Genomic DNA, 19,314 nt, shown 5'->3' with positions numbered 1-19,314 from the left:
CTGCAATTTTTAAAGCAGAAATCGGATAAATGGGGTGTTATCTAAGATAAAACCCCACCCCCTTGCCGGATTAGTGTCCGGGCACTGCCGCTGCACCAGGTACATAATGGTGGATCCAGCCAGCGTCATAAAACCAGTGCGTCACCTCAGGCAACACCCACACTGTGCAGGTTAATCCAACGATAGTTAACACAATAGTGTAAGGGATCGCCATCCACACCATCTTGGCGTAAGACAGACGAATCAGCGGTGCCAAAGCACTGGTCAACAGGAATAAAAACGCCGCCTGACCATTGGGTGTTGCCACGCTTGGCAGGTTAGTACCGGTATTAATCGCAATGGCCAATAACTCAAACTGTTCGCGACTGATACTGCCCGCTTCCCAGGCCGCTTTTACTTCATTGATATACACAGTGCCGACAAAGACGTTGTCACTGACCATGGATAAAGCGCCGTTTGCCAAAAACAACATTGCCAGCTGCAGCTGACCATCAAAGGTCAGCACCCAGGCAATCACCGGACTAAACAAATGCTGGTCAATAATCACTGCCACTACAGCAAAAAATACCACCAGCAAAGCGGTAAAAGGTAGCGCTTCTTTAAAAGCATGGCCTATGGCGTGCTCGTCCGTCACACCACAGAAAGTGGTCGCCAGAATGATGACCATCAGACCAATAAGGCCAACAGAGGCAATATGCAGACTCAGACACAGGATCAATAACACCGCAATAATGCCCTGCACCCAAAGTTTGGCAATGTCTGACGAAGTAATTTTGGCAGTCTGGTATTTATCGTAAGCGATGAGTACGTCCTGCACCGCGGTTGGCAGACGCACACCAAAATCAAAAATGCGGAATTTTTCTACCACCACTGTGGTCAATAAACCACAGATCAAGATAGGCGCACTCACAGCGCTCATCCGCAACGCAAACTCAGCAAAATCCCAACCAACCGCAGCAGCAATAATCAGGTTTTGTGGTTCGCCCACCATAGTGGAAACCCCGCCCAATGCAGTACCTACCCCGGCATGCATCAGCAAGTTACGTAAAAAACCACGAAACGCATCTAAATCTGCTCTGGATAACTCGGCCACTTCAGTGTCCACACTATGATCATGGGGGTCAATAAAACCTTTGCCGGAAGAAATTTTGTGATAAATCGCATAAAAACCAATACCAACGGCAATGACGACAGCCACCACTGTTAAGGCATCAAGGAATGCCGACAAAAATGCCGCCATAAAAGTAAAAGCCATTGAAATGCCTATTTTTGACCGCACGCGGATCAATAATTTGGTAAACACAAACAACAGCAGATCTTTGACAAAGTGAATACCAGCCACCATAAACACCAGCAGCAAAATCACCTCAATATTCATAGTAACTTCGTGCATTACTTTGTGGGTGCTGGTCATGCCCATCGCTATCGCCTGAATGGCAAGCAAACCACCCGGCAACAGCGGATAACACTTGAGCGCCATCGCCAAGGTAAAAATAAACTCAATCACCAGTAACCAACCAGCCAGATAAGGATGATTGATAAAAACCAGCGGATTAATAAACAGAAACATGATGATGGTCAGTTTGTACCAGTTTGGCGACTGACCGAGAAAGTTGTTAAAAATGGCGAGCGCGGTGCCGGATGCTTTCATAACTTGTACCCATAGTTTTTATTATGACGTTCAGCGGAGCAGAATTTGTCCTGTCCGTTCAAAGATAGCGTACCTTGGCAACACTGCGTTGTTCTGAGCAGGTAGAAATGGGCAAAATGCTCAAAAATGCTATCTGTGTCAGATTCTTATACCGAGTTCACTGCAGAATGTCCATGACAGCCCGATGAACAAATGGCAGAAATCAGACAAACGCCAAAAAATTTAACCAAAGCTGCAAAGCAGAAAATAACCGCTAAAACCACGCTAACATTTGTTCCTGTAGCTGTATTTATGCGGGCCTGACGGTAATTGGCAAAAAAACGCCTGCAAGATGCAGGCGTTTTATTTTTAACAACAAAGGCTTAGCTGCTAAGGTTGTGCCAGCAGCGACAACACAAAAGCATATTCGTCGGCAATTTCGTTCAGACGGGAGAAACGACCAGATTTGCCACCATGACCCGCTTCCATATTGGTGCGGAATAACAACGGATTCTTATCAGTCTTGTGGGTGCGTAATTTGGCCACCCATTTGGCCGGTTCAAAATATTGCACCTGTGAATCGTGCAGACCAGTGGTGACCAGCATGGCCGGATAGGCCTGTTTTTTTACCTGATCATAAGGGGAGTACGACAACATATAGTCATAAAAAGCTTTTTGTTTCGGGTTGCCCCACTCATCAAACTCGTTAGTTGTCAGCGGGATAGACTCATCCAGCATAGTGGTGACCACATCAACAAAAGGCACATGGGCTAAAATGCCACGATATTTTTCCGGTGCCATATTGGCGATAGCACCCATCAGCAAACCACCGGCACTTCCGCCCATCGCAAATACTTTATCTTTAGCAGCATATTTTTCAGCAACCAAATAATCGGTTACAGCGATAAAGTCTGTGAAAGTGTTGATCTTTTTCAACAATTTACCGTCTTCATACCAATGCCGGCCCATTTCCTGGCCACCACGGATATGGGCGATTGCATAAACAAAACCGCGGTCAACCAGCGACAACACCGGAGCTTTAAAGCTTGGGCTGCTGGAGCTGCCGTAAGAGCCATAGGCATATTGGTATAAAGGTGCTGTACCGTCTTTTTTCAGGCCTTTTTTGTACAACAGACTGACCGGAATTTTGGTGCCATCTGTTGCCGTCGCCCAAACCCGCTCAGTTTGATAATTGTTTTTATCAAAACCACCCAGCACTTCCTGTTCTTTCAACAGACGTTTTTCGCCGGTACGCATATTCATTTCATAAATGGACGAAGGTGTGGTTAACGAGGTATAGCTGTAACGCAACCATTCTGTGTCTTGCTGATAATTGACGTTGGTGTATGCCACATAAGCCGCTTCACCTGAGTCGATGTAACTGGCTTTGTTCAGATCAGCCCAAGGCATTACCTGCACTTTATTTAAACCATCGTTGCGCACATTAACGGCAATATAGTCTTTAAATAACTGAAAAGACTCGATAAACACTTTAGGATTATGCGCCAGCAATTCCTGCCAGCGAGCTCTGTCACCTATCTGGTCATCAGCAACTGTCATCAAACGGTAATTTGGCGCATCCCAGTCTGTTCTAATCACCCAGCGATTACCAATATGTTCAATGTCATATTTAAAATCACGCTGACGTTGCGCTACAGTCTGGAATTTGCCGCTTTTATCGTCACTTTTCAGCACCAGCATTTCATTCGACACTGTGCTGCCAAGCCATATCACCACATACTGGTCATCGCCGCTGTTGCCAACCCCCATATAAAAGCTGGTGTCTTTTTCTTCATATAACAGCTCATCTTTGCTGTTGTCCTGGCCTAGCTGATGGCGTTTTACTTTGTTGCCAAGTAAGGTTTGTTTGTCTTTTTCGATATAAAACAAAGATTGACTATCGGCCGACCAGGCAAGGGACGCATCCATACCGGTCAAAGTGTCGGGCAGGTCCTGGCCGGTGCGTAAATCGCGGATCTTCAGCGTGTAATTACGACGACCTGTGGTGTCTTCGGCATAAGCCAGCAATTGCTGATTTGGACTAACCTGATAATTGCTGACCTGATAAAAGTCTTTGCCTTCAGCCATTTTATTGACATCCAGCATAATCTGCTCGGCGCCGCCGGCCTTAGGCTTACGGGCATAAATCGGATATTGTTTACCTGTTTCAAAGCGGCTGTAATAAGAATAATCACCTTTGATCGCAGGTACTGCACTGTCATCCTGCTTCACCCGGCCGATAATTTCTGCCGACAGCTGCTTATTCAGCTCAGCGTATTTGGCTGCATAGTCCTGATAATATTTATTTTCGGCATTCAGATAAGACAACACTTCTGGCGCCTGCCTTTTGTCATCCCTGAGCCAATAATAAGGATCTACCCTGTCACCATTGGGTGATTTCACCACATAAGGTTTTTGTGCAGCCACAGGAGCTGCAGTTTCAGCCCAAGCCATTTGCATTACCCCAAATACCATGATGCCGGAGCATAAGGTTTGCATTATTTTTGCCATCAGAAGTTCTCTTAATTAGTGTGCTTCATGCAGTTATTGCTTTTACGACACCAAAAGTTAACACAGTGCATACAAATGCTCTAGCCTTTGCGCCAAATTGACTGAATGCTGCGAAAGTGATCATCCCCTAATGACAACAAGCACTTATAAGCTATTCACAAATCGCAAATTTTAGGCTTATATTATAAAGCTCAATAACGTAGAGACATGATCATGGCATTAATGACAGTAGCTGAAGTGGCCGCTTTTCTGGCAATTCAGGAAATTCGGGTAGAACGTCTGGCAAGGGAAAATTTATTGGTTGCGGCAGGTAAAGATGCCGACGGTAAACCAATGTTTGAAGAAGACGATGTAAAACGTTACAAAACGCTGGCCGAACGTCTGGGTGGGATCTAATCACCAATCACTGCGGTAACAACAGTTGCCGCAGTTTTATCAGCGCCTGCTCCGCCTTGTCACTGTGGTCCGGCAACGTCAGATACCATAACCAGCAAAATCCGCTATATAACTGTTTTGCCAGCCTCAACCTCATTTGTAACGCCGTGGCCGCCTGCGGCCGGTATTGCAGATAAAACTCCAACATCGCCTGCTCTTCGCCAGCACTCATCTGCAAATTCAGCACTAAAGCGGCCAAATCAAAACTGCTGTCCGCCCGCTGGCAATATTCAAAATCGATCAACCAGATACGTTGTTGCTGCAGCAGAATATTACCGCTGTGCAAATCCATATGACAAAGCACAATATCCCCCGGCAGCTGCATAAAATCAGCAGCAGCTTGCTGCAGCGCAGCAAATATATCCTGCGGGAGCTGCAGCCTGTTGTGCTCTGGTAAGTCGTCATATAACTGCTGCAAATACAAAAGCGGTTGTAACTCAGGAGTTTGTACCGTCAAGCGGTGCAACCGCACCAGTTTTTCCACCAGCTGCATCAGTTCACCATGATGCAAAGTCCAGTCAAAATGCCGGCTGCGGGTTAAAAACTCACTCACCAGCATCCGCTGATGGTTGTTCAGACAAAGGGGCGCCGGCGCCACACCCACGGCGGCGGCGGCATGTTGACAACGCAGCTCCTGCTGCCGGCACACCCCTTCAACAAAAGGTGCGTAGTGCCGGAGCAGGTAATGGCCACGCTGAGTGTGGATATAATAGTTATCGTTGGTACTGCTGGTGGCGAGCTTCTGCAGCGCCAGCGGCAGATGATAAGCAAAAAATTCTAACCGCTGACACAGATGCCAGATTTGTTGTTCTGCTGAACTTGATAGCTGCTGCGCCATGCCAGATACCCTACCGCTGCGATGACGGTATAAATAACAAAAAGTGCACTGAAAAAATACAAATCTTTTTGCAGATAGATGTAAATAGACACCGCATCAATCACGACCCAGTACAGCCAGTTTGATACCACTTTTTTGGCCACCAGCCAGGTACTGACCACTGCAAAACAACTGACCTGAGCCCCGAGATAAGCAAAATCAGTGCTGGTGTAGTTGGCCATCAAAAAGCCCAGCAGCAAGCCAGCGCTGAAAGTGCCGCCTATCAACAGCAGATGTTGTGACAACCGCCATTCCACCACAGTTTGAGGCACACCATGACTATGCTGGCGCATTTTCTGCCAGTTCCACCAGCCATAGAGCGCCATAGCGGCATAATACAACTGCAACAAAGCGTCGGTAAAAAGCTGAGATTGCAGCATAATTTGTAACGTTAATAAGGTGCTGAGCAATGCTGCCGGCCAGCACCATAAGCTGTGGCGAATGGCCAGCACTGTGTAAGCCAGCGCCAGCACTGTTGCCAGTAATTCCAGGCTGGTTTGCAGCTGCCAGCCAGAGACAATGCCGCTGAGCAGCTCGCTCATGGTCTTAAATCACCATGAATAAACTTCACCACAAACACCACTTTGCCATAACGCTCAAAAGACCATTTGATACAACGCTGCAGCGCCGCCATCACAGTGTCGTATTCACCAAACACCTGGGTGCTCATGGTGTTGGTCACCACAATCAAGCCAGGCTCGCGGTTAAGCTCTGCAATAAAACCCACAATAGGTTCGATATATTCGGCGGTGAGCGGATATTTACTGATTTCGATAGAAAGTTGCATCAACTCACTCCTTAAAACTGGTAACTGGCACTGATGCCAACACGGCGCGGTTCGCCAAATTGTTCGTACACATGCTCTTGATAACCATCACGCGGATCGTTGCCAAAATAAAAGCCCCGCACACCATAAGTTTCGTCCAGGGCGTTGCGGCTCCACAGCGCCAGCTCCAATGCATCCAGCTGATAACTCAGTTTCAGGTTCAGCAGTGTCATGCCTTCTGCTTTGGCATCATGCGAGTCGGAATAAAAATAACCGGCTTTGTGTTGTAGCCCGGTATTCAACTGCAGGTTATCCAGCATGCTCCATTCCAGCGCCAGGCTGTATTGAAAATCCGGCGCATGCGCCTGTTCACGGCCCGTCTGATCAACACCTTTTTCGGTGACAAAATCACGGATTTCACTGTGCAGCACACTGGCGTTGGCAAAAAGTGCCAGCGTTGGCATTAGCTGCAAACGGTTTTCCATTTCCACGCCATAGTTACGGCCACTGCCGGCATTGCTTAAATAACCAATAAACTTAGTGCCACGATTCACCCAGCCGTTTACCTGCATATCGTCGCGCCACATATAAAACGCAGCAACCCGGCTCACCAGCATTTGCTCTGCGGTGGTGGCTTTGACACCAAACTCGGCATTCCATAAAGTTTCAGGCGCAAAGGTTGGGTGGGCTTTTAGAAAGGCGGCAATGCTGCTGTTTTTGGGATCCATGGCTTTGGCCAGCGCTTCACCATTAATACCACCGACTTTATAACCACGGGAGCCCAGCAGATACACCATACTTTGGGCTGAAACCTGATAATCCAGGCTCAGTTTACCGCCCCACATCCAGTCATCACCGTCCTGCATAATCTGGTTACTGTCCTGGTAATCGTCCTGATAACGTTCAGCTCTGAGCCCACCGGTCAGCTTCACGTCAGGAGCCAGCTGATGCTGACTTTCCAGATACCAGGCGATGTTCTGCCGTTTTAGCTCACTGAAAAACGGATAAACTTCACCGGCAAATGAATCGCCATAGTTGCGGTTTAAATCGGTTTGTTGGCTGCTGACATAAAAACCACTGACCCAGCTTTGGTCCAGCGCTACAAAACGATGATCCAGGCTGTAGTTTTGCCGCTCGCGCAGGTACTGATCCGTGGTGGCATAACCATCAGGGTGAATGCCCTGAAAACTCCAGTCTTCATCATAACCATAATCGCTGTCAGCATGCAGCACACTGAACTGAGTGACGGACTCGGCAAATTGCCAGCCGGTATAATGGGCTTTTACCATAGCTGCAGCAATATCCTGCTTATCCTGGCCTGGTTCATCCGACAAGGTGGTTCTGTTTCTGTCCAGTGAAAAGGCATCATACCCATTGTTAATATCGTGCAGATTCAGCACAGCATCCAGTGTCAGCTGCTCCGACACCAGATAACGGAATTTAGTATGCAGATGATTTTCATCAATATTGTTGGTGTCATCACGGTTTAAAAACTGGTTGTTAATAAAACCATCGGAAGACTGATGTTCAGCCCCCAGCCGGAAAGCAAACTGCTCTGACAGACTGTTGTTATGCACCAGACTCAGCTGATTGCTGTTGTAGTTGGCAACGCTGGCCGACAAACTGGTGCTTTGCTCAAATACCGGCTCGCTACTGACAAAATTCAGCATGCCCGCCATGGCATTGGCCCCAAAACGGGTAGCTTCAGGGCCGCGAAACACCTCAAGCTGCTGCACATCGAGCAGCGAAGGTAATCCCAGCAGTGAATAATCAATGCCGTCCACCAGCACTCCCACCGACGGGTTAATACTGTCAACAAACTCACTGCGCTCACCAATACCGCGCATTTGCAGATAACGGCCGCGTGAAGCACCGGCAGCAAAATTAACATTGCCCAGTTGTTGCAACACATCATCCAGATGCTGTGCGTGCTGGCGTTTAATGTCCTGCTCTGAAATCAAAGCTACACTGCCGGGCAACTGGTTTAATTGAGCCTGACGAAAATCGCCCTTAATGCTCAGACGCTCAATAGCTTGCTCGGCCGCATCAGCAACAGCATAAGGGGCAACAACAGTGGAAACCGCAACGGCAATAACAGAAACAGCAGATTTCAGACGCATCGACAGATGACTCCAGTGAGAAAAATGGATCATCCGCGTATAAGGAAGTCAAAGACACCATCCCTCCGCCGGCATGATCCGGATCAGGTTCTTAGGGTTTGCCTTTTGGCATCTCAGCTTTCGCACCCCTTGGTTTTGCGGCGGCAGTGTATCGGCTTTTTTTCAGCCATGCAATCAGCACCGGCTAGAACCAGCAAAAGCTTCTGGCTGGCGCTTGGCTAAAACTCAGCTAGTTTTAAAACAACGCCGCTCAGGCGTGGCTGACTAACAAGAGGAAAAATATGAAAAAAAGTCTGTATTTGTGTTTAATTGCGGGACTTCTGGTAACGTCAAACCTGAAGGCAGAAGATGCTGAAGAAGTGGTTTATTCCACCGAAGGGTATTGTGTACTGGCCAATGAAGGTGTCAGTGACGATTATTTAAAAGCTTATGTCAAAAAACTTGGCAGCAAACCTTCTACAAAAGTCTGCAAGAGTTTTAAAGAAGTGGTGGCCGAGTCCAGACCAAAAGACTGGGACTATCCGGCAGGCCGTGCTTATCCTGGCAGCGTGATCCGGCTCAGCCCCTCTCAGGTGGCGTTACTTAAATCCATAAAAAAGGCCGAACAATAAAATCTGCTGTGTTGCTCTGCTAAACTTTTAGCAGAGCTTTTCCCACCACTTTGATATTTCTTGCTTTTTTAATAACAAAAACCACATGATGAACCAAGCGCTGATATGATGGACCAACCTCTGATGCAGTTTGTGAGGACACAACAATGATCAGACGATGTATCACATTACTGTTGTTTTTCTGCCAGCAAATACAGGCAGTAGAATGTTTTGCAGTCAATGCGGAACAGCCGTTACCGGGCAAAGCCTCAGACTGGACCATTGCTGCTGTTGAACTGCAGCGTAACGACATTTTTGATCTGAACAAAAAACATGTGGTTTGGTTTCATTATCTTGCCAATGACTACCATGTGATCACCGACGAACAGACTATCCGTGACGACTTATTGTTTCAAACGGGCCAGCGGCTTGACCCAGCCTTATTAAATGAAACTGAGCGGCTGCTGCGCAGTCGCCGTTATCTGCGTCATGCCGAAGTCAGCATCAGTCACTATTGCCCGGCCGACAACACAGTGCAGGTGAAAGTCAGCAGCTGGGATAACTGGTCGTTATTACCCAAAATTTCACTCGGACATGAAGGCGGCGAAACCAAAACCAACCTGGGGTTTGCCGAAGACAACTTATGGGGCACCGGCAATCAGCTGATGGTGGAGTATTTCAGTGACAGCGAACGCCATGGTTACAAAACCCGGTTTTTATCGCCCAATATTATGGGCAGCCACTGGCAAACCGCACTGCAATACGCCGACAATTCCGATGGCGAAACTTACCAGTTCCGGCTGAATAAACCTTTTTATCAGCTTGGCAGCGAACGCGCCTACGGCTTTGAAGTGTTTAAAGACATTAAAGACATCAGCGAGTATCAACGGGGTGATGTTTACAACGAATATCAGAGCAAGGTGCAGTATTTGTCGGTTGATGCCGGCTGGAAACTCGGTCAGCAGGGTCAGACAGTACAAAGGCTCAGTGTTGGGCTAAAACTGGACGATCGTCACTTTAACGCCAACGAATATTCCACCCTGCCGCCGCCACCGGACAGGGATTTATCACAAGTCTGGCTGGGTTTTGAATGGTTTGAATCCAATTACCAGAAACTGCATAACTTTTATCTGTTTAATAAGGTCGAAGACATTAACTTTGGCTGGCAGTTTGGCGCCAGAGTGGGTGCTCTCAGCACAGGGCTTGGTGCTTATAGTGCCGGTATGCAGTATCAGCTTTCCTTGAATAAAACCTGGGCTGTGGGGCAAAGCAGCTGGCTGGTGCTTAATAGCGATCTGCACCTGCTGGACGCCACTGAACTACCAAAACAGCGTTTATTCAACACCCAGCTGCGGTATATCAAACATCTGAGTGACAATCAGGTGTGGCTCAGTCAGTTGCGTGTTGCCATGGGGGGCAATCTGTTTCGCGATGAGCGTATTGCCATTGGCGGTGATGAAGGTATGCGGGCTTTCCCGCTGTATTATCAAACCGGCGATAAAGCCATTATTGCCAGTAGTGAATACCGTTATATTACCCCCTGGCATGTATATCAGTTATTTGATGTGGCCATTGCCGCTTTTGTTGACGCTGGCCGCGCCTGGGATAATCCGGACCAGCAAATTGAACTGGATCAGGGCCGATTATACGGTTATGGCATCGGTCTTCGGCTGCTGCCCAGTCACGCCAGCCGCGGTAGTATTATCAGCATAGATTTATCCAAACCTGTCACCGACAACCCTGAATTATCCGGCTGGCGCTGGCGTTTTATTGCGAAAAAAGAGTTTTAAGCGGCCAGACAGCAGCCCTTGTGACGGGGTTGCGGTGGCAGACGGTACAGAGCCTGAAGTTTGATCAGCGCTGACAATCCGGGCAATATACAGTGCTGCGTTGCCCCAGCCGCACTTCCCGCAGTTCAGTGGCACATGAAGTGCAAGCTTCACCACCCCGGCCGTACACCAGTAACTCCTGTTTAAAATAACCGGGTTTACCATCCACCTGACTGAAGTCTTTTAACGTGGTGCCGCCCTGGGTAATAGCAAACTGCAGTGTTTGTTTTACCACTTCTGTCAGCACCGCACATTCTGCCAGCGTCAGACTGTTGGCCGGGCGTGTTGGCAAAATACCGGCTTTAAACAAAGCTTCATTGGCGTAAATATTACCCACCCCAACCACCACATGATTGTCCATCAGCACCAGTTTGATGGCGCTGCTGCGTTTCTGGCAGCAAAGATGCAAATGTTCGGCGGTAAAATCCGCTGTTAAAGGCTCTGGGCCAAGCGCCGCCAGCATCGGATGTAAGCTACCTTTGGCTTGCCACAATACAGCACCAAAACGGCGGGTGTCATTGAGGCGCAGCAAAGTCTGATTGTCGAGTAACCAGTCCACATGGTCGTGTTTACCGGGCGCTGTTGTTGCGGGCAATAGTTTCAGATTACCCGACATGCCCAGATGAACCAGCATGTCGCCGGCGCTCAGATGGATTAAAAGATATTTAGCCCGGCGCGACACCCCCAGAATGGGCTCATTGCAAAGGGCTATCACTTCATCCGGCACAGGCCAGCGTAACTGGCGCTGGCGCACCTGCATTGCAACAAGAGTCCTGCCCTGTAAATGCGGGCTTATTCCTAAGCGGGACACTTCAACTTCTGGTAATTCAGGCATCACTCACACTCACTGGACAGAGGGCTGTGGAAACAGCTGCTGATATTGAACTTCGGTTATCGGATATAAAGCGGACTGGCCCTGGCGCTGCAAATAATATTGCTGCTGATGCTGATATAACCACCAGTGCTGAGCACTGTCGGCGCCAGCTAACAGCAGCACCACAGTGGCCAGTGGCGGTGTTTCCAGTGTGATGGCTTTCACGGCAGCCTGCAGCTGCAGCTGCTGCCAGGCACTGGCAATTTCAGCGGCACTGTTTGTTGTTGCCAGCTGCGGCTGAAAATGCCAGACAGTGCCGGCTTGCTGCACATTGGTTTGCGCAAACTGCAGCTGTAGCAAACTAAAACCTTCAGCAATCACCTTTTCCGTTTGTTGCTGTTGTTGTTTTAACAAGGCCAATTGTTGTGGCACGATAAAAAACAGCAGCATCAGCGCCAACACAGCAAAAATGATGATGTTGTTCCAGTCACGTCGGCTCAGCGCCATAATCTGCTCACCTTTAACAGAAAAAACGCAGTGTAATGCATGCCAAAGCACAAGCCTAGTACAGCAGCGGCTTTTGTCGGCAAAGGCGCAGGCAGAAGCCAAGTGACAAAATAACAGCAACACCATCTGCCATTGTGCACGGCTAGCCTGATCAGGGCGTAATCATTTTTTGCAAAGGGCAGAAAAACAAAAACCCGGTACAGGACCGGGTTTTGCTTTTGGAAATAAATCCGATTATTTGATTTTCGCTTCTTTGAAAATCACGTGCTTGCGCACTTTAGGATCGAATTTTTTGATTTCCATTTTTTCTGGCATGGTGCGCTTGTTTTTATCAGTTGTATAAAAAAAGCCGGTACCAGCAGAAGAAACTAAACGAATTTTATCGCGCATTTTCTAATCCTTAAACCTTTTGACCTTGCTTACGCAGATCAGCTAAAACTGCATCGATACCATTTTTATCGATGATACGCATAGCGCGTGTTGAAAGACGCAGCGATACGAAACGGTTTTCGCTTTCAACCCAGAAACGGTGAGTTTGCAGGTTAGGCAGGAAACGGCGCTTAGTTGCGTTGTTGGCGTGTGAACGACGGTTACCTACCATCGGACCTTTACCAGTGATTTGGCACACTCTAGACATGTCAATGTTTCTCCAAAATTACTTCAGCTCGAGCTATCGTCATCCTTCTGGCCTGGAAGAATGCCCCGGATTTCTGAAAGGGCGCAATTTATACAGGATCCCAGTCTAAAACTCAAGGTAATTCTGCCCTGAATTTAACCGATCTTGTTTGCGATCCGATCAGATCTTAAAGCCAGCCGCGTTCTGCAAAGGAAATGACCTCTGCGTCGCCGACCACAAAATGATCCAATAACTTGATATCGACCAAAGCCATGGCTTGGGTCAGGCGCTCCGTTATAGCTCTGTCAGCGCGACTCGGCTCAGCAACTCCGGATGGATGATTGTGAGCCAAAATAACGGCGGCGGCATTATGCGCTAAAGCGCTTTGAACTACAATACGCGGATACACAGGTGACGCATCTATTGTGCCGTAAAACAGCGGTTCTGCTTTAATCAAGCGGTGCTGGCTGTCTAAATACAACAACATAAAGACTTCGCGCTTTTCCATGCCGATGCTGTACTGCAGATAATTTTTTACCAGTGCCGGCTCGCTGAACACTATATCCCGTTTGAGATCTTCGTATAAAGAGCGCCGGCACAGCTCCAGTACCGCCTGAGTTTTAACGTAACGCGCCATGCCAAGGCCACGGCGCTGGCAAAACTTTTGTTCACTGGCGCTGAAAAACTGTTTCAGGCTGCCAAATTCGGTTAACAGCTCTCTGGATAATGCCAGCGCATCCACCCCCACCAGGCCATTACCTAAAAATACAGCCAACAGCTCGGCGTCGGTTAAAGATGCGGCGCCATGCGCCAGCAATTTTTCTCTGGGTCTTTCGGCCTGTGGCCATTGTTTGATACTCATCATCTCTCGTCCTTGAGTTGAAGTTCGTGTTATCTTAACGGCCACTTTGTCGACTCCGGGCCTGTTTTCCATGACCACAGCTGCCAATTTGTTGCCGCTTCAGGGCAAAAACATTCTGTTAGGGATCAGCGGCGGTATTGCCGCTTATAAAAGTGCGGATTTAGTCAGGCGCTTAAAAGAGCGTGGCGCCGAAGTACGGGTTATCCTGACACCGGCTGCCAGCGAATTTATTACCCCGCTGACATTACAGGCGTTGTCGGGTAACCCTGTTGGCCAATCTTTATTAGACCCCGCCGCTGAGGCTGCTATGGGTCATATCGAGCTGGCGCGCTGGGCTGATTTTATACTGGTGGCGCCGGCTTCTGCCGATGTCATTGCCCGTATCACACACGGTATGGCTAATGATCTGCTGACTACCTGCATTCTGGCGGCCAATGCGCCTTTGGCCATAGCACCGGCCATGAACCAGCAGATGTATAAAAACATAGCCACTCAAATCAATTTAGCAACCTTAAAGTCACGTAATATTCACATTTATGGCCCTGCAGCCGGTGAGCAGGCTTGTGGAGATGTGGGTATGGGCCGCATGCTGGAAGCCGTTCAACTGGCCGAGTTGGTGGTGGCGTTTTTTCAGCAAAACCCCAAGCCTTTGGCGGGCTTAAAAATTGCGATTACCGCAGGCCCTACCCGTGAGGCGATAGATCCGGTGCGTTACATCAGTAACCACAGCTCCGGCAAAATGGGTTTTGCCTTGGCGGACGCTGCCGCCAAACTGGGTGCTGAAGTAACCTTGATCAGCGGTCCGGTACAACTGACAACGCCGGCAGGTGTCAACCGTATTGATGTGGTCAGTGCCCGGGACATGTATCAGGCTGCTTTGGCAGCTGCACCACAGCAGCAGATTTTTATTGGTTGTGCTGCAGTGGCCGATTACCGTATGGCCGAAGTCTCTGATCAGAAACTGAAAAAAACCGCCGGTAAAGATGAGCTGACCCTACAACTGGTGAAAAACCCCGACATTATCGCGGAAGTGGCCGCACTGACACAGCGACGCCCCTTTACCGTAGGTTTTGCCGCCGAAACCGAAAATGTATTGGCTTATGCCATGCAAAAACTACAACAGAAAAATCTCGATCTGATTTGTGCCAATGACGTGTCAGTGGCGGGTCAGGGTTTTAACAGCGAACAAAATGCGCTGACCGTATTTGGCAAAGATCTGCAACATTCACTGGCGCTGCAGGACAAGAGCACCCTGGCAAAGGCCCTTATTCAATTAATTGTTGAGCAATATAAAAAATGAAAAAAAGCATTGAACTGAAAATTCTCGACCCACGCATCGGCACTGAATATCCACTGCCAGCTTATGCCACACCCGGCTCAGCCGGCCTGGATTTACGCGCTTTATTAGATGCGCCGCTCGAGCTGAAACCGGGTGAAACTTTTTTAATCCCAACCGGTATTGCCATTCATATTGGTGACGCGAACCTTTGTGCCACCATTTTGCCCCGCTCAGGTTTAGGCCATAAACACGGCATAGTGCTGGGTAACCTGGTGGGATTAATTGACTCGGATTATCAGGGCCAGCTGATGGTGTCTACCTGGAACCGGGGCAGCGACACTTTTACCATTCAACCTGGTGACCGTATTGCCCAGCTGGTGTTTATGCCGGTCGTGCAGGCCGATTTTAGTCTGGTGCCGGATTTTGAACAAAGCGAAAGAGGTGAAGGTGGTTTTGGCCATTCCGGCAAACACTAAATGCCAATGACAACAGCAATATGAGCACAGTACGCAGCAACAACCGCAAAGATGAAATTCTGCAGGCGCTGGCCGCTATGCTGGAAAATCATCCGGGACAACGTATTACCACAGCGGCCCTGGCGGCTGCTGTGGGCGTGTCGGAAGCTGCTTTGTACCGGCATTTTCCCAGCAAAGCGCGGATGTTCGAAGGTTTAATTGAATTTATTGAAGCCACTTTGCTTGGCACCATCAGTAAAATTTTGCAGGAACACAAACAAACCGAACAAAGGGTGGAGCTGATTTTGCAAATGTTGCTGGTGTTTGCCGACCGCAACCCCGGCATGTGCCGCATTCTGACCGGTGACGCCTTACAAGGTGAGCAGGAAAGACTCAGGGAAAGAGTGGCGCTGCTTTTTGACAAGCTGGAGCTGCAACTGCGCCAGTGCCTGCGCGAACGTAAGTTACGCGAAGGCAAAGGTTTTGTGCAGGATGAAGGCGAGCTGGCCAACTTATTGCTGGCCCTTTGTGAAGGCAAAATTCACCAGTTTGTGCGTTCTGGTTTTAGCCGGTTACCCAGCCAGCATTTTGCCGTGCAGTGGGCGTTATTACGCCAGAGTATGTTTCAGTAAAGGCCGTTTTGGCAGCGGCTTTAACTCAGTTGTTGCCACAACGCCACGCCCCAGACAATTGCCACTACAGTTAAACTTAAAGTCACAGCAGCCGAGCCTAAATCTTTGGCGCGGCCCGATAATTCATGCCGTTCCAGGCTTACCCTGTCGGTCAGGGTTTCAATGGCGGAATTTAATAATTCGACAATCAGCACCAGCAATAATACCGACACTAACAAGGCCCAGTGCTGCGCTGAATCTGCCAGCCAAAAGGATAAAGGCAGCAGCAGCATGGCAAGCACAGCTTCCTGCCGGAACGCCGCTTCAAAACGCCAGGCGGCAACAAAACCTTTGCGTGAACATTCTGTCGCTTTAAGAATGCGGCCCAAACCGCTGCCATTGGGTTTATTGATCACAAAATTTCCTGCCTGCTGATTTGCACAAATTTGCTGCTGTTACTGTGAATAAATGCCTTGCATACCAAGACATGGTTCTGTTGCTGTCAAACAGCCTGTTGTTGTCAACCAGGGCCAGCCTGCTGGCCCTTCGCTGTTATCGCAGTTTTACCTGAAGAAAGTCTGAACTCTGTTAAACAGTGACACCATATTGGGCGCGGTAAGCGGTCACCGCATCCAGATGCGCTGCCAGTTCAGGCTTGCCCTGCAGATAGTTGATGAGGTCATTCAGGCCAATAATGGACACCACTTTAGTGCCAAAATCGCGTTCAACTTCCTGAATAGCCGACAACTCGCCCTGACCCCGTTCCTGCCGGTCCAGTGCAATCAGCACACCGGCAAGTTCAGCGCCCTGCGCCTGAATAATTTGCATTGATTCACGAATGGCCGTCCCTGCGGTGATCACATCATCCACCAGCATAATTTTGCCTTGCAGCGCCGAGCCAACTAAATTGCCGCCTTCACCATGGGTTTTGGCTTCTTTGCGGTTAAAACAATAAGGCACGTCGCGCTGATGATGGTCATAAAGCGCTACTGCCGTGGTGGTGGCAATAGGAATACCTTTATAAGCAGGGCCAAACAGCACGTCGAATTCAATGCCTGAATCCTGCACTGCCGCCGCATAAAAACGGCCTAACTTCGCTAAGTCGCCGCCGGTATTAAATAAACCGGCATTAAAAAAATACGGGCTGGTACGGCCAGATTTTAACGTGAAAGAGCCAAATTTCAGCACCTGACGGCTCAGGGCAAACTCAATAAATTCAATCTGAAAAGCTTTCATCACTACCTCAGGCTAAAACACGTTTTTGTTCGTCGATAATTTCGCGGATAGCAGTTTTGGCCAGCGCCATCATGTCCTGCATTTCTTCAAAGCTAAAAGGTTCGGCTTCTGCAGTACCCTGAATTTCAATCAGTTTACCGGTTTCGGTCATCACCACGTTCATGTCGGTGTCGGCTGCGGAATCTTCAGTGTATTCAAGGTCAGCCACTGCTTCACCTTTATAAATACCAACAGAAACCGCGGCCACCATATATTTCAGCGGGTTGGTTTTAATGCTGCCTTTGGCGCGTAAAAAACTTAAAGCGTCACATAAAGCCACACAGGCACCGGAAATAGCCGCAGTGCGGGTGCCACCGTCGGCCTGAATGACGTCACAATCAAAAGTGATAGTGTTTTCACCCAGCAAAGATAAATCCACTGCGGCACGCAGGGCACGGCCAATTAAACGCTGAATTTCCATAGTGCGGCCACTTTGTTTACCACGGGCAGCTTCACGGTCGTTGCGGGTGTGAGTGGCGCGCGGCAGCATGCCGTATTCAGCGGTGATCCAGCCTTTGCCTTGTCCTTTCATAAAACGTGGTACCCCTTCTTCAATCGAAGCGGTACAAAGCACCTTGGTATTGCCAAACTCAACCAGCACCGAACCTTCGGCATGAGCGGTAAAATTACGGGTGAAGCTGATAGGACGGATTTGACTGGCTGTTCTGCCGCTTGGACGCATGAAGGACCTCTGTTTACTGAGTTGGCTGAAATTTCAGCCGGTCATTATAGAGGCTTGTGCGCGGCAAAGCCATCCGCAGCTGTGATTGGCCCCAGTTTAGCCAGCTGCTGTGATTGCTCAGGCTATTGCGCCAGGCAGCGCTGCCAACAGCCAGGTGCTGGCATCATGCCATATTCGCCTAATGGCAAGGTTCTGGGTATACTCAGTTTTTTGTAGTTTTTAAAGGACAGTTGCATGATCCATAGCATGACCGCATTCGCCCGCCACGAAATTAAAGCCAGCTGGGGCAACGCAGTATGGGAAATCCGCTCAGTTAACCAAAGATATCTCGAGAGTTATTTTCGGTTACCTGAGCAGTTCCGTGGTATAGAAACGCTGTTACGCGACAAACTGCGGCAAAACCTCAACCGCGGCAAATTGGAAATTAACCTGCGCTACAGCGCAGCCAATGCCAGCGGCGAGCTGAAAATTAACGACACTTTTGCCAACCAGTTGCTGCAATCTGCCCAGCAGCTGCTGGACAAATGCCCGCAGGCCCAGCTGAATGTAGCCGATATTCTGCGCTGGCCTGGTGTGATGGAAACCCAGGAAGCCGATATGGACAGCCTGCAGGCCGAGTTACTGGCCGGTTTTGACATTGCACTGAAAGACTTCCAGGCCGGCCGTGGCCGCGAAGGCGCCGCAATTGAACAAATGCTGCGCGACCGCCTCGACCAGATTGCCGGCCACGTCGCCACCCTGCGCACGCACCTGCCGCAGGCGCTGCAATGGCAACGTGACAAAATGCTGAGCCGTCTGCAGGAAATTAAAGCCGACCTCGACAACAACCGTCTTGAGCAGGAAATGGCCTTTCTGGCACAAAAATCTGACGTGGCTGAAGAGCTCGACCGCCTCGACGCCCATATCAAAGAAACCCGCCACAGCCTGAAACAAGGCGGCGCGGTAGGCCGCCGTCTCGACTTTATGATGCAGGAATTTAACCGCGAAGCGAATACGCTATCTTCCAAGGCAATTTCTACCGAGATCACCAATACGGCGGTGGAGTTGAAGGTATTAATTGAGCAGATGCGGGAGCAGATCCAGAACGTGGAATAGCATCCAATAATGTTCAAAATAATCTAAAAATCAATATTTATCAATAGATTACACCAACACTTAGTCTACTTACGTCCATTATCACCCACCAATACCCACCACTTTACGGTGGGTAAAATGGTGGGTATGCTAGCTACCATACAAACCTCAGTGGTGGGTAAAAGCCAAAATACTGCCAAACTACTGATTTATCTCTAAATAGAGGTGGGTAACTGATGGGTAAGCTAACAGCCAAACAGCTAGACAGCCTGTTAACCAAAGAACCAGCCAAGCACTCGGATGGTGACGGGCTGTATTTTGTAGTGTGAATCGCCACCAATAAACTAGACACTTCCCAGCCGTTCTTGGTAACGGTTTTCA

At 49.0% G+C, this 19,314-nt stretch carries 21 protein-coding genes and 1 riboswitch; of the genes, 7 read left to right on the top strand and 14 right to left on the bottom strand.

From position 1 onward, the window contains the following. Positions 1 to 70: 70 nt before the first annotated feature. Together nhaB and V7P87_RS02270 are read right to left on the bottom strand one after the other, a co-directional pair. The gene (gene nhaB, locus V7P87_RS02275; protein WP_333795987.1) at positions 71 to 1,651 is read right to left on the bottom strand and encodes a sodium/proton antiporter NhaB; all 1,581 of its coding nucleotides are present in this window, start codon (positions 1,649 to 1,651) and stop codon (positions 71 to 73) included. 369 nt (positions 1,652 to 2,020) lie between these two features. Further along, the gene (locus V7P87_RS02270) at positions 2,021 to 4,141 is read right to left on the bottom strand and encodes a S9 family peptidase (protein ID WP_333795986.1); all 2,121 of its coding nucleotides are present in this window, start codon (positions 4,139 to 4,141) and stop codon (positions 2,021 to 2,023) included. A 213-nt stretch (positions 4,142 to 4,354) separates the two neighbouring features. Here V7P87_RS02270 and V7P87_RS02265 point away from each other — a divergent pair, with 213 nt between their 5' ends. Next, positions 4,355 to 4,537 (top strand): helix-turn-helix domain-containing protein, encoded by a 183-nt coding sequence (locus V7P87_RS02265; protein WP_333795985.1) that lies wholly within the window; start codon positions 4,355 to 4,357, stop codon positions 4,535 to 4,537. A 7-nt stretch (positions 4,538 to 4,544) separates the two neighbouring features. On the opposite strand, the gene V7P87_RS02260 is transcribed toward V7P87_RS02265, so the two are convergent. From V7P87_RS02260 to V7P87_RS02245, 4 genes are read right to left on the bottom strand one after another with little or no spacing between them, the layout of a single operon-like run. Next, positions 4,545 to 5,414 (bottom strand): phosphotransferase, encoded by an 870-nt coding sequence (locus tag V7P87_RS02260; RefSeq protein ID WP_333795984.1) that lies wholly within the window; start codon positions 5,412 to 5,414, stop codon positions 4,545 to 4,547. Next, a complete protein-coding gene (pnuC, locus tag V7P87_RS02255) occupies positions 5,354 to 5,995 on the bottom strand; it encodes a nicotinamide riboside transporter PnuC (protein WP_333795983.1) in 642 nt (213 codons plus the stop codon). The genes V7P87_RS02260 and pnuC overlap by 61 nt, the downstream gene beginning before the upstream one ends. Beyond that, the gene (locus V7P87_RS02250; RefSeq protein ID WP_296294847.1) at positions 5,992 to 6,240 is read right to left on the bottom strand and encodes a thiamine-binding protein; all 249 of its coding nucleotides are present in this window, start codon (positions 6,238 to 6,240) and stop codon (positions 5,992 to 5,994) included. The genes pnuC and V7P87_RS02250 overlap by 4 nt, the downstream gene beginning before the upstream one ends. 11 nt (positions 6,241 to 6,251) lie before the next feature. Next, complete coding sequence (locus V7P87_RS02245) at positions 6,252 to 8,339, bottom strand: TonB-dependent receptor (protein WP_333795982.1); 2,088 nt, start codon at positions 8,337 to 8,339, stop codon at positions 6,252 to 6,254. 43 nt (positions 8,340 to 8,382) lie between these two features. After that, positions 8,383 to 8,479, bottom strand: a riboswitch (TPP riboswitch). Between the two features lie 141 nt (positions 8,480 to 8,620). Between V7P87_RS02245 and V7P87_RS02240 the strand changes: the two genes are divergently transcribed. Then, positions 8,621 to 8,950, top strand: a complete 330-nt coding sequence (locus V7P87_RS02240) for a hypothetical protein (protein ID WP_333795981.1) — start codon at positions 8,621 to 8,623, stop codon at positions 8,948 to 8,950. 146 nt (positions 8,951 to 9,096) lie between these two features. Next, a complete protein-coding gene (locus tag V7P87_RS02235) occupies positions 9,097 to 10,719 on the top strand; it encodes a BamA/TamA family outer membrane protein (RefSeq protein WP_333795980.1) in 1,623 nt (540 codons plus the stop codon). A 64-nt stretch (positions 10,720 to 10,783) separates the two neighbouring features. Here the strand turns inward: V7P87_RS02235 and mutM are convergent, their stop codons facing one another. From mutM to radC, 5 genes are all read right to left on the bottom strand, one after another. Continuing rightward, on the bottom strand, positions 10,784 to 11,593 hold the full coding sequence (mutM, locus tag V7P87_RS02230) for a bifunctional DNA-formamidopyrimidine glycosylase/DNA-(apurinic or apyrimidinic site) lyase (RefSeq protein ID WP_333795979.1): 810 nt from the start codon (positions 11,591 to 11,593) through the stop codon (positions 10,784 to 10,786). Positions 11,594 to 11,602: 9 nt separating this feature from the next. Beyond that, positions 11,603 to 12,079 (bottom strand): hypothetical protein, encoded by a 477-nt coding sequence (locus V7P87_RS02225; RefSeq protein WP_296294854.1) that lies wholly within the window; start codon positions 12,077 to 12,079, stop codon positions 11,603 to 11,605. Between the two features lie 234 nt (positions 12,080 to 12,313). Continuing rightward, positions 12,314 to 12,469 carry a 50S ribosomal protein L33 gene (gene rpmG, locus V7P87_RS02220; RefSeq protein ID WP_031566726.1) on the bottom strand — a complete coding sequence of 52 codons (156 nt, stop codon included), beginning with the start codon at positions 12,467 to 12,469 and terminating at the stop codon, positions 12,314 to 12,316. 10 nt (positions 12,470 to 12,479) lie between these two features. Continuing rightward, the gene (gene rpmB / locus V7P87_RS02215; protein WP_260657007.1) at positions 12,480 to 12,716 is read right to left on the bottom strand and encodes a 50S ribosomal protein L28; all 237 of its coding nucleotides are present in this window, start codon (positions 12,714 to 12,716) and stop codon (positions 12,480 to 12,482) included. 166 nt (positions 12,717 to 12,882) lie between these two features. After that, on the bottom strand, positions 12,883 to 13,557 hold the full coding sequence (gene radC, locus V7P87_RS02210) for a RadC family protein (RefSeq protein ID WP_333795978.1): 675 nt from the start codon (positions 13,555 to 13,557) through the stop codon (positions 12,883 to 12,885). Between the two features lie 70 nt (positions 13,558 to 13,627). On the opposite strand from radC, the gene coaBC reads away from it, so the two are divergent. The 3 genes from coaBC to slmA are packed head-to-tail and all read left to right on the top strand — an operon-like array spanning position 13,628 to position 15,923. After that, a complete protein-coding gene (gene coaBC / locus V7P87_RS02205; protein WP_333795977.1) occupies positions 13,628 to 14,857 on the top strand; it encodes a bifunctional phosphopantothenoylcysteine decarboxylase/phosphopantothenate--cysteine ligase CoaBC in 1,230 nt (409 codons plus the stop codon). After that, entirely contained in the window at positions 14,854 to 15,312 is a 459-nt protein-coding gene (gene dut / locus V7P87_RS02200; RefSeq protein WP_333795976.1) for a dUTP diphosphatase, read from the top strand. The genes coaBC and dut overlap by 4 nt, the downstream gene beginning before the upstream one ends. 20 nt (positions 15,313 to 15,332) lie before the next feature. Beyond that, a complete protein-coding gene (gene slmA / locus V7P87_RS02195) occupies positions 15,333 to 15,923 on the top strand; it encodes a nucleoid occlusion factor SlmA (RefSeq protein WP_333795975.1) in 591 nt (196 codons plus the stop codon). 20 nt (positions 15,924 to 15,943) lie between these two features. On the opposite strand, the gene V7P87_RS02190 is transcribed toward slmA, so the two are convergent. From V7P87_RS02190 to rph, 3 genes are all read right to left on the bottom strand, one after another. After that, positions 15,944 to 16,318 carry a diacylglycerol kinase gene (locus tag V7P87_RS02190; RefSeq protein ID WP_333795974.1) on the bottom strand — a complete coding sequence of 125 codons (375 nt, stop codon included), beginning with the start codon at positions 16,316 to 16,318 and terminating at the stop codon, positions 15,944 to 15,946. Between the two features lie 172 nt (positions 16,319 to 16,490). Then, the gene (gene pyrE, locus V7P87_RS02185) at positions 16,491 to 17,138 is read right to left on the bottom strand and encodes an orotate phosphoribosyltransferase (protein ID WP_333795973.1); all 648 of its coding nucleotides are present in this window, start codon (positions 17,136 to 17,138) and stop codon (positions 16,491 to 16,493) included. Positions 17,139 to 17,145: 7 nt separating this feature from the next. Then, positions 17,146 to 17,859, bottom strand: coding sequence for a ribonuclease PH (gene rph / locus V7P87_RS02180; RefSeq protein WP_260657001.1), 714 nt, complete (start codon positions 17,857 to 17,859; stop codon positions 17,146 to 17,148). Between the two features lie 246 nt (positions 17,860 to 18,105). Between rph and V7P87_RS02175 the strand changes: the two genes are divergently transcribed. Then, positions 18,106 to 18,954: a YicC/YloC family endoribonuclease gene (locus V7P87_RS02175; RefSeq protein WP_333795972.1), complete on the top strand. Its 849-nt coding sequence runs from the start codon at positions 18,106 to 18,108 to the stop codon at positions 18,952 to 18,954. Positions 18,955 to 19,314 lie beyond the last annotated feature (360 nt).

Source organism: Rheinheimera sp. (assembly GCF_036782235.1).
Taxonomy (GTDB): domain Bacteria; phylum Pseudomonadota; class Gammaproteobacteria; order Enterobacterales; family Alteromonadaceae; genus Pararheinheimera.
The sequence above is the reverse complement of the archived record's forward strand: the minus strand, read 5'-3'. Positions and strand labels throughout refer to the sequence as shown.